This window comes from Inquilinus sp. CA228 (assembly GCF_052078665.1).
Lineage (GTDB): Bacteria > Pseudomonadota > Alphaproteobacteria > DSM-16000 > Inquilinaceae > Inquilinus.
Genome location: NZ_JBQJIK010000087.1, coordinates 24962 through 33515, shown reverse-complemented (window position 1 = coordinate 33515; position 8554 = coordinate 24962). Strand labels below are relative to the sequence as shown.

The 8554-nt window shown below is 69.6% G+C and carries 7 protein-coding genes; 1 reads left to right on the top strand and 6 read right to left on the bottom strand.

Features of this window, described 5'->3' with window-relative positions:
- Nucleotides 1-514 precede the first annotated feature (514 nt).
- Nucleotides 515-2074 (bottom strand): PBSX family phage terminase large subunit, encoded by a 1560-nt coding sequence (locus ACTOWL_RS31890; protein WP_441325322.1) that lies wholly within the window; start codon nt 2072-2074, stop codon nt 515-517.
- Nucleotides 2075-2281: 207 nt separating this feature from the next.
- On the opposite strand from ACTOWL_RS31890, the gene ACTOWL_RS31885 reads away from it, so the two are divergent.
- Entirely contained in the window at nt 2282-2923 is a 642-nt protein-coding gene (locus ACTOWL_RS31885; RefSeq protein ID WP_441325321.1) for a hypothetical protein, read from the top strand.
- A gap of 155 nt (nt 2924-3078) precedes the next feature.
- On the opposite strand, the gene hpnJ is transcribed toward ACTOWL_RS31885, so the two are convergent.
- The 5 genes from hpnJ to ACTOWL_RS31860 all read right to left on the bottom strand — a co-directional run bounded on the left by hpnJ (nt 3079) and on the right by ACTOWL_RS31860 (nt 8553).
- A complete protein-coding gene (gene hpnJ, locus ACTOWL_RS31880; RefSeq protein ID WP_441325320.1) occupies nt 3079-4506 on the bottom strand; it encodes a hopanoid biosynthesis associated radical SAM protein HpnJ in 1428 nt (475 codons plus the stop codon).
- Nucleotides 4503-5651: a bacteriohopanetetrol glucosamine biosynthesis glycosyltransferase HpnI gene (gene hpnI / locus ACTOWL_RS31875; protein WP_441325319.1), complete on the bottom strand. Its 1149-nt coding sequence runs from the start codon at nt 5649-5651 to the stop codon at nt 4503-4505. Before hpnI ends, hpnJ begins: the two co-directional genes overlap by 4 nt.
- 198 nt (nt 5652-5849) lie before the next feature.
- Nucleotides 5850-6314, bottom strand: coding sequence for a PRC-barrel domain-containing protein (locus ACTOWL_RS31870; RefSeq protein ID WP_441325318.1), 465 nt, complete (start codon nt 6312-6314; stop codon nt 5850-5852).
- Nucleotides 6315-6417: 103 nt separating this feature from the next.
- Complete coding sequence (locus ACTOWL_RS31865) at nt 6418-7116, bottom strand: class II aldolase/adducin family protein (RefSeq protein WP_441325317.1); 699 nt, start codon at nt 7114-7116, stop codon at nt 6418-6420.
- Nucleotides 7117-7161: 45 nt separating this feature from the next.
- Nucleotides 7162-8553 carry an FGGY-family carbohydrate kinase gene (locus tag ACTOWL_RS31860; RefSeq protein WP_441325316.1) on the bottom strand — a complete coding sequence of 464 codons (1392 nt, stop codon included), beginning with the start codon at nt 8551-8553 and terminating at the stop codon, nt 7162-7164.
- Nucleotide 8554: the final 1 nt, after the last annotated feature.

Genomic DNA, 8554 nt, shown 5'->3' with positions numbered 1-8554 from the left:
TAGCGCTTGGTCTTCTTTGCGATCTCGGCCATCCGGCCACGGCTCTGTTCCGTCCACATCCATAGCTTGAATCATATCCTCGCTCGCCGAGAAAGCCCCCATCCGCAATTTCCAAACGGTCTCTTAGCCACGCGGCATACTCGGGAACATGTCCCGGCATCGGCCCTGGCGTACTGCCCGGCGTGCCCTCAGGAACCTGCTTGGGCATCAGCGGCGAGCCAGCCATGATCCACGCCATGGTCAATCCTGCTCATCTGCTTGGTTAGGCATGATCGCCTGGACCCATTCTCCATTCAACCGGTTGAAGAAGGCGGTTGCGAATGGTGCGCTGGCCAAACAGAGCTGCCGCCCAGCGCGTAAGGTCCGCTTTCTGGTGCGGATAAGTCGCCGGAAAAGGTCTGGATCGGAGAAGCTCGGAAAGCCCCCAACGTCGGCAATGGGGACGAACCGGCCTTGCCGTCCATCCAAAGCCGCGTCCCACCCGCGCACTGCCCGTCCTCTCCGGCGATACCCGTCACCATGTTCCCACCCACTTCATCGATGTGTCGTAGCTGCCCCGCCGCAGGCCCTCGACCGCATAGCGCAGGGCGTCGATGGCGTGGTTCTCGCGGTCCTCCAACTCGGCCAGGATCACGCCGGTCTTCGGATGGGTGCGATAGCTGTACAGCCCCAGCTCGTCGATCAGGTGGCGGCAGCGCGGATGCACCACGATGTCGTGCGCCTTCAGGAACTCGATCCCGTCCTGCACCGACCCCGCCCCCTTGGTCGACCCCTTGATGCTGCCGAAGCCGTTGCGCTGCATGTAGCTGATGGTCTCCGGCCGGGCGCTGTCGGCGATGATCTGGCCCCGCCGCGACCCCGGCACGGTGTCGAACAGCGCCGGCGTGCGGTCGATCTCGCAGCCCACCTGATAGGCCTCATGGTCGACGAACAGCGTCCGCCCGGTCACGAAGCAGCGCACCAGCACCGTCGGGTCGCGGGCGAAGCCCCAGTCGGCGCCGAACAGGAAGCGGGCATCGGCCGGGGTCGCGAACGCCTCCACCTTCCAGTTCTCGAACACCCGGGCCTCGCTGAAGGTGCGATAGCCGCCCAGCCAGACATGCTGGTGCTTGTCCGGGTCGCGCGCCCGGTCCCATTCCATCTCCACCTGCAGCACCTCCGGGAAATGCGGGTTGTCGGAATATTTCACCTGCACCAGCACCGATCCGGGCGGCGGCGTCCCGTCGCGGAACAGCGCGTCGACCGGGTCGTCCGCCCGGGTCGGGTTCCACGAGAACCACAGCTCCGACCCCGGCTTGCGGAGGGTCGGGCGCAACAGGTCCAGGCTGCGGATCGACAGCGCCTGCGCCTCCTCGACCCAGGCGATGTCGTAGCCCTCCAGCGACTTGATGCTCTCGGCGGTGTGGTTCTGCATGCCCTGGAAGATGATCCGGCCGCCGCCGGGCGTCAGGATGCGGTCGGCCTGGACGGTGAAGGCGGCGCCGACGCCCAGCGCCTGGATCTTGTCCTCGATCAGCCGCTTGACCGACTGGTCCAGCGACCTTTGCACCTCGCGGATGCACACCGCCCGCACCGGCGCCGCCTCGATGCAGCGCCGCACCAGCAGCTCGGCGAACACATGCGACTTGCCGGAGCCGCGGCCGCCATAGGCGCCCTTGTAGCGCGACCGCTCCAGCAGCGGTTCGAACGCAGGCGCCAGGTCGAGCGGGGGCAGGGCGGCCGGCGCGCCCTCCGGCGACTCGTCCTGGTCGCGGAAGTCCCGATACGCCTGCTCCAGCCGCATCACGCCAGCCGCGGCGCGGCCGGTGATGGCGTCGGAGAGCAGGCGCGCTTCGGTCGCGTCGGCCAGCTGGCGCATCGGCTCCGGCGGGGGCGCTCCCCGCTGTCGCCACCCGGCCACCGTCTCGAAGCACAGGATCAGGGTCTCGGGCCGCTTCAGCATGACATGGGCCTGCGTCCCGGTGTTGCCGCGATCGAAGCGGGCCAGGATGATCGCCGCCCTGGCACCGCCGCGTCGCGTGTGCCCGGCGACGTCGACCCAGCCCAGCTTGAGTCCCGTCACATCCACGTACATCCCGGCCTCCCACGAAAACGCCCGCCGCGGCGGGGCCGGACGGGCGCAACTGTTCGACTCTGCCTGAATTATGCCGCGTGACGTGCCATCGTGTCAAGAACAAATCAGGAACATGGATCGAGGCGATCCAGCCTGCCGCCGCCCGGGTCGGAATCGCGCGGAGTCAGTTAACACATTGTGCTCTTGTATTAATCTGCGATCGTGTTCATGCTATGTTCTATGGACACGGCGCAGACCGATTCGGCTTCGGAAGCCCCGGCCGCTTCCCGCGAGGAGCGGGCGGCGCAGGATCTGCGCATGCTCGCCCGGGCGGCCGAGATCCAGATGGAGGTGATGGAGGCGACCCGCACCGAGGCGGTGGAGGCGCCGCAGCCCGGCGTCGACTACTGCACCCGGATCGCCGTCGTCGCCCGGTCGCTGCGGCTGACCCTGCTGCTGAAGGAGAAATTCGCCGGGCAGCGCGACGAGCGGCGCAAGGCCGCGGCCAAGCGCGAGGCGGCCGAGGAGGATTGGCACGCGCTGCGGGTGAAGCTGGCAATGCTGGCGGCGACCTACGAATCGTCCGAAGACCCCGATGAGGTCCAGCGCCACGCCACCGAGGTGTGCGAGCGGGTGGAGCGGCCGGAGGTCGTCGAGTTCATCGAGGCCAGCCGGGCCGAGGTCGCGGTGGCGGCCTTATGCCGGCGCTGGGACTTCCCGCCGAATGTGGAGCGCTGGCTGGAGATGGCCGACGTGGCCATGGAGCATCTGGGCTTCCTGCCGTCGGAGGACGATCCGCCCGAGGCCCCGCCCGAGCTCCGCCCGGCCGGCGCCGGCCGTCGCAAGCCGAAGCCGCCGGACACGGGGTGACCGCGTAGGTTGGGTTCGCGCTGGCGAACCCAACATCCCGCCGCCTTTGCGGCCCCCGATCCTGTTGGGTTCGCGTGCCGCGAACCCAACCTACGACACCGGATCGTTTCGCCTCTCCCGCCCGCGGGAGGGGCCGGAGGTGCTTCCCCGCCGGCTTACGCGGCCTTCCTCTCCTTGAGGAACCGGAAGAACTCCACGCCTTCGCGCAGGCGGCGCTTCATCATCTCCGGGCTGCGCACCATCTCGCCGACGATCGAGGCGATCTTCGGGGCGCGGAAATAGAAGCGCCGGTAGAAATCCTCCACCGAGTGGAAGATCTCGTCATGGCCCAGATGCGGGTAGTGCAGCGGCGCGATCTGCACGCCGCGCTCGTCCACCAGCTCGGCATGGGCCGCGTCCAGCCAGCCGTTCTCCACCGCCTGGTTGTACAGGAAGGTGCCCGGATACGGCGCCGCCAGCGACACCTGGATGGTGTGCGGGTTGATCTCGGTGGCGAAGCGGATGGTCTCCTGGATCGTCTCCTTGGTCTCGCCCGGCAGGCCCAGGATGAAGGTGCCGTGGATCTGGATCCCGAGCTCGTGGCAGTCCTTGGTGAACTGCTTGGCGACCTCGATCCGCATGCCCTTCTTGATGTTGAACAGGATCTGCTGGTTGCCGGATTCGTAGCCGACCAGCAGCAGCCGCAGGCCGTTGTCGCGCAGCACCTTCAGGGTCTCGCGCGGCACATTGGCCTTGGCGTTGCACGACCAGGTGATGCCGAGCTTGCCGAGTTCGCGCGCGATCGCCTCGGCCCGCGGCAGGTCGTCGGTGAAGGTGTCGTCGTCGAAGAAGAACTCGCGGATCTGCGGCATCGTCTGCTTGGCCCAGCGGATCTCGTCGATCACATGGCCGACGCTGCGGGTGCGGTAGCGGTGCCCGCCCACGGTCTGCGGCCACAGGCAGAAGGTGCAGCGCGATTTGCAGCCGCGGCCGGTGTAGATCGACAGATACGGGTGCTTCAGATAGCCGATGAAATAGTCCTCGATCACCAGGTCGCGGTGGTAGACCGGGCTGACGAAGGGCAGCGAATCCATGTTCTCGAGGATCGCGCGCTCCGGGTTGTGGACCACCACACCCTCGGAATTGCGATAGGTCAGGCCGTCGATCTTCGACAGGTCGCGGCCGTCGGCGACCTCCTTGATGGTGAAGTCGAACTCGTTGCGGGCGACGAAGTCGATCAGCGGCGACCCGGCCATGCTGCCGTTCGGGTCGACCGCCACCTTGGCGCCGACCAGGCCGGCCTTCAGCTTCGGGTTCACCGCCTTCAGCGCCTCGATCATCTTGACGTCGGAGGCGAAGGAGGGGGTCGAGGTGTGCAGGACGGCGAGGTCGAAATCCTTGGCCTGCGCGGCGACCGCGGCCGGGCTGGTGCGCGACGGCGGGCCGTCGATCAGCTTCGAGCCCTCGACCAGCGCCGCCGGCTGGGCCAGCCAGGTCGGATACCAGAAGGACTTGATCTCGCGCTTGGCCTGGTAGCGCGACCCGGCACCGCCGTCGAAGCCGTCGAAGGAGGGCGCCTGCAGGAACAACGTCTTCATCGTCATGGGGAGGGTGGCCTTCGATCCGTCACCAAGGTGCCGTCTGGTACGAGTTGATACAGATGGCCCCGCCAGTTCACGCCGGAGCCGAGATAGCTCACGACGAAAACCGCGAAGGCCAGCAGGTCGCGCGCCGGAATCAACCAGGTGGGGCGCGGCGGCAGAGAGTAGGCGCGTTCGAAGCGGATGCACAAGGCGATCCGCCCGAGCAGCGCCAGCCCGGCCACGCCCAGGGCGGGCCATCCGCCGCCCAGGGCCCAGGCGATCAGGGCCAGCGGCAGGGGGTGGGTGATCAGCGACCCGGCATAGCCGAGCGGATCGATGCTCTTGATGGTGCGGGCCCAGCGCAGCTCATGCGCCCACATCGAGCGGGCCGAGGCCTCGCTGCAGAGATGGCCGATCAGCTGGGTGGAGACCGCAACCTTGCGGCCGGCGGCCCAGACCGCGGCGCCGATGGCGTGGTCCTCGGCCAGCAGGTCGGCGAAGGCGGTCAGCCCGCCGATCTCGGCCAGCATGTCGCGGCCCATCACGATGGTGGTGCCGATGCAGGGCCGCGCCAGGCGCAGGCCCAGCCCGACGATCACGCTCGGGGTGAAATGCGTGTCCATGCCCAGGCCGATCAGCCGCGACCATACGCCGCCGGTCGGCACCCCGTGATACAGGCAGGTGACGCAGCCGACTCCGGGGGCCTGCAGCTCCGCCACCATGCCGCGCAGATGGTCGGCCGGCACCCGCACGTCGCTGTCGGAGAACACCACGACCTCGTGGCGGATCCGCTCCGCCATGTTGATCAGGTTCGACACTTTCCGGTTCGAGCCGTGCCGGCGCGGATCGGCCACCAGCTCCAGCACCGCCTGCGGGAAGGCGCGGCGCAGCTGCTCGACCACCGCGACCGCCGGGTCACGCGGGTCGGCGACACCGAGCAGGATCTGCACCGGGCCGGGATAGTCCTGGCTGCAGAACGAGGCCAGGTTCTCGAACAGCCCGGGCTCGATGCCGTGCAGCGGCTTGATCACGGTGATCGACGGGAAGGCGCCGGAGTCCGGGACGCGCCGCTTGGCGTGCCGGCCGATCAGCAGGATCGCGGCGCCGAGATAGAGGCACCCGAGCACCGCCAGGACCAGGACCGGGATCAGCAGGACGTCCAGCATCGTTCCGCCCGCGCGCTTCCATGCAACGACGCGCCTGCCGGCAGGGGCCGGGGCGCTCCGATCGTCCACGCCGGAACCGTCGCCGGCATCCGGAAGGATGATGCGCAAGCTAGGCGGCCGGCTCCCTTTAGGGAATCTCTAAATTGTCACGGCCGTCATGGGGAAGGGGCGCCGGCGGTGTGGCCGGGGCCCGCAGGGTCAGCCGCCGGTGGCGACCTTGTAGTCAGGCAGTGCGCCGAGGTCGCCCTTGTAGACGAAGGCCGGGTGGCCCTTCAGCAGCACCGGCTCGAGCAGGGCGTAATCGGCCGCGACCAGCCGGCCGCCGACGCCCAGCGTGCCGCCGATGCGGATGATCGCCAGCAGCACCTGGCCGTTCGGCGCGATCACGAAATCGGCGACCTCGCCGATCGGGCGCTGCGCCGAATCGAGCACGTCGGACCGGATCAGCCGGGTCGCCAGCGAGCCATTTGCCGGGTCCTCCGGGTTGGCGATCGCCTGGTCGATCGCCTTGGCGGTGTCCTCATAGCCTTGCTGCACGCGGCGGCCGGCCTGGTCGAGCGCCTTGCCGGCCTGGCCCAGCAGGTCCTGCATGTCGTTCTGGGCGAAGGCCGGGCCGGCCAGCAGGAGGGCGGCAACGGCCAGGGGCAGGCGGATGGAACGCATGATTTCCTCCAGTCTCGCGGTCGCGGATGCGGAACCGAGATAAGGGTCAGAGGCAGGAGGATGTTCCGCAAATGCGGCAGGAACTAGCGCGTTTGATGCGGCCTTACGCAGCGCTGCGCGGCCGCGGCGTGTCGCCGACAGTGTCGAGGTCCGGCGCCTGGCCATAGCTCATGCGCCGCATCTGCTCGATCACCTGCGCCATCTCGGCCTCGGTCAGCCGCGGCGGCTCGCCGATCGCCAGGGCATGGACATACATCTTGGCCAGCACCTCGACCTCGATCGCCCGCCACATCGCCCGGGCGAAATTCTCCGCCAGCACGATCAGCCCGTGATGGCCCAGCAGGCAGGCGGTGCGGCCCTCCAGCGCGGTCAGCGCGTGGTCCGACAGCTCCTGCGTGCCGAAGCAGGCATAGGGCGAGCAGCGGATGTCGATGCCGCCGGCCACCGCCACCATGTAGTGGAAGCAGGGGATGCCCTTCTCATGCACCGCCAGCGTGGTCGAGAACACCGAATGGGTGTGCAGCACGACGTTGGCGTCGGTGCGATTTTTGAGGATGTCGCGGTGGAAGCGCCATTCGGAGGACGGCATGCGCCGGCCCTCATAGCTGGCGTCGAAGGCCATCTCGACGATGTCCTCGGGCTGCATCTCGGCATAGGGCAGGCTGGTCGGGGTGACCAGCATGCCGCCCTCGATCCGGTGCGACACGTTGCCGGAGGTGCCCTGGTTCAGCCCGCTGGCGTTCATCTCGCGGCAGATGTCGATGATGCCTTGCCGCAGGGCGAGATGGTTCAGGGCGGACATGGTGCTTCCTCGAGGCTTGGTTGGTGGGCTGCGGATACGTCCGATCTATAGCGCCGCGACGCCCGGCGCGCCAGCCAGTGCCCGCCAGCGCTCGGCATAGGCGGCGAGGCCGGGCAGGGCCAGCGGCGCGGCCGGAAGCAGCGGCATCCGGGCGGCGGCCCGGCCCAGATGGCGGGCCCACAGCAGCGCCGCGCCGATGGCGCTGCCGTCCGATTCGGCCGAGGTCTCGACCCGGTCGCCCGGCCGCAGCGCCGCCAGCAGCGGCGCGAAGACCGGGTTGGCGGCGACGCCGCCGTCGACGATCACCCGGCCGCGCGCCTGCAGCAGGTCGAGCGCGGTGGCGCAGCTCAGCGCGGTGTACAGCGTCGCCAGCGCGGCCCGTCCGGCCGGCCCGGACGGCGCCGGGCCGATGATCTCGCCGCGCCCGGCCCGGCCGGGGAACAGCCCGTCGCCCTCGGCGAAGCTGGGCAGCGCCATCGTGCCGGAAGCGATCAGGGCGGCGAGGTCGGCGGGCGTGGCCTCGGCGGGGCTCGGGCCGGCGATCCGCTCCCACTCCCGGCCGCCCATATGCAGGGTGCAGCCGATCGGCCGGCCGTCGACATCGACATTGGCGACCATGCCGCGGCGCGAATCCAGCCGGTCCAGCGGCAGCCCGGGGCGGAAGCCGATGATCCAGGTGCCGGTCGACAGCAGCGGCACGTCGCCCAGCCCGGCGGCCAGGAAGCGGTGGTAGTTGGCGTTGCTGTCATGCACGCCGCACAGCAGGGCCAGGTCGGGCGGCAGCCCGTGCGCCGCGGACAGGCCCGGCCGGATCATGCCCAGCACGTCCCAGGCGTTGCGGCGCGGCGGGATCAGCCGGTCCCAGCCGCGGCGCCGGACGATGCCGGCGAAGTCGCCCGCCGCCGGGTTCCACAGCTGGGTCTGGGCGGCCAGGGTGGTGATCTCGCTGGCCGGCACGCCGCCCAGGCGCCAGGCGAAGTATTGCGGCAGGGTCAGCAGCCAGCGGGCGCGGGCGAAGCCGTCCGGGAAGTCGCGCTCCAGCCACAGCAACTGCTTGGCCAGGCGGTGCGCCCCGGGGTCGACCAGGCAGCCGGTCTCGGCGAAGTCCGGCCCCTCGGCGGCATAGGCCGCGTCCAGCCAGGCCGGCGCTGCCGCCTCGTAATCCATCATCGGCAGCACCGGGCCGGTCTCGTCGACCAGCACGCCGCTGGTGCCGTAGCCGGTGGCGACGAAGGCGGCCAGGCGGTGGCGCCGGGCCAGCTCGCCCAGCGCGCCCAGCAGCCAGGCCTCCATCGCCGCCAGGTCGACATGCAGATAGGGCGGGCCCGGCCGCGACAGGTTGCGGGTGCGCACCGCCTCCAGCACCGCGCCCTCCGGCGATGCCGCGAGCAGCTTCAGATTGGTCTTGCCGACATCGAGCACCGCGACGACGGACATG

What these genes read in the sequence shown, in the direction of transcription:
- ACTOWL_RS31890 (WP_441325322.1), bottom strand. Translation starts at nt 2,074, where the DNA reads ATGTACGTGGATGTGACGGGACTCAAGCTGGGCTGGGTCGACGTCGCC.
- ACTOWL_RS31885 (WP_441325321.1), top strand. Translation starts at nt 2,282, where the DNA reads ATGCTATGTTCTATGGACACGGCGCAGACCGATTCGGCTTCGGAAGCC.
- hpnJ (WP_441325320.1), bottom strand. Translation starts at nt 4,506, where the DNA reads ATGACGATGAAGACGTTGTTCCTGCAGGCGCCCTCCTTCGACGGCTTC.
- hpnI (WP_441325319.1), bottom strand. Translation starts at nt 5,651, where the DNA reads ATGCTGGACGTCCTGCTGATCCCGGTCCTGGTCCTGGCGGTGCTCGGG.
- ACTOWL_RS31870 (WP_441325318.1), bottom strand. Translation starts at nt 6,314, where the DNA reads ATGCGTTCCATCCGCCTGCCCCTGGCCGTTGCCGCCCTCCTGCTGGCC.
- ACTOWL_RS31865 (WP_441325317.1), bottom strand. Translation starts at nt 7,116, where the DNA reads ATGTCCGCCCTGAACCATCTCGCCCTGCGGCAAGGCATCATCGACATC.
- ACTOWL_RS31860 (WP_441325316.1), bottom strand. Translation starts at nt 8,553, where the DNA reads ATGTCCGTCGTCGCGGTGCTCGATGTCGGCAAGACCAATCTGAAGCTG.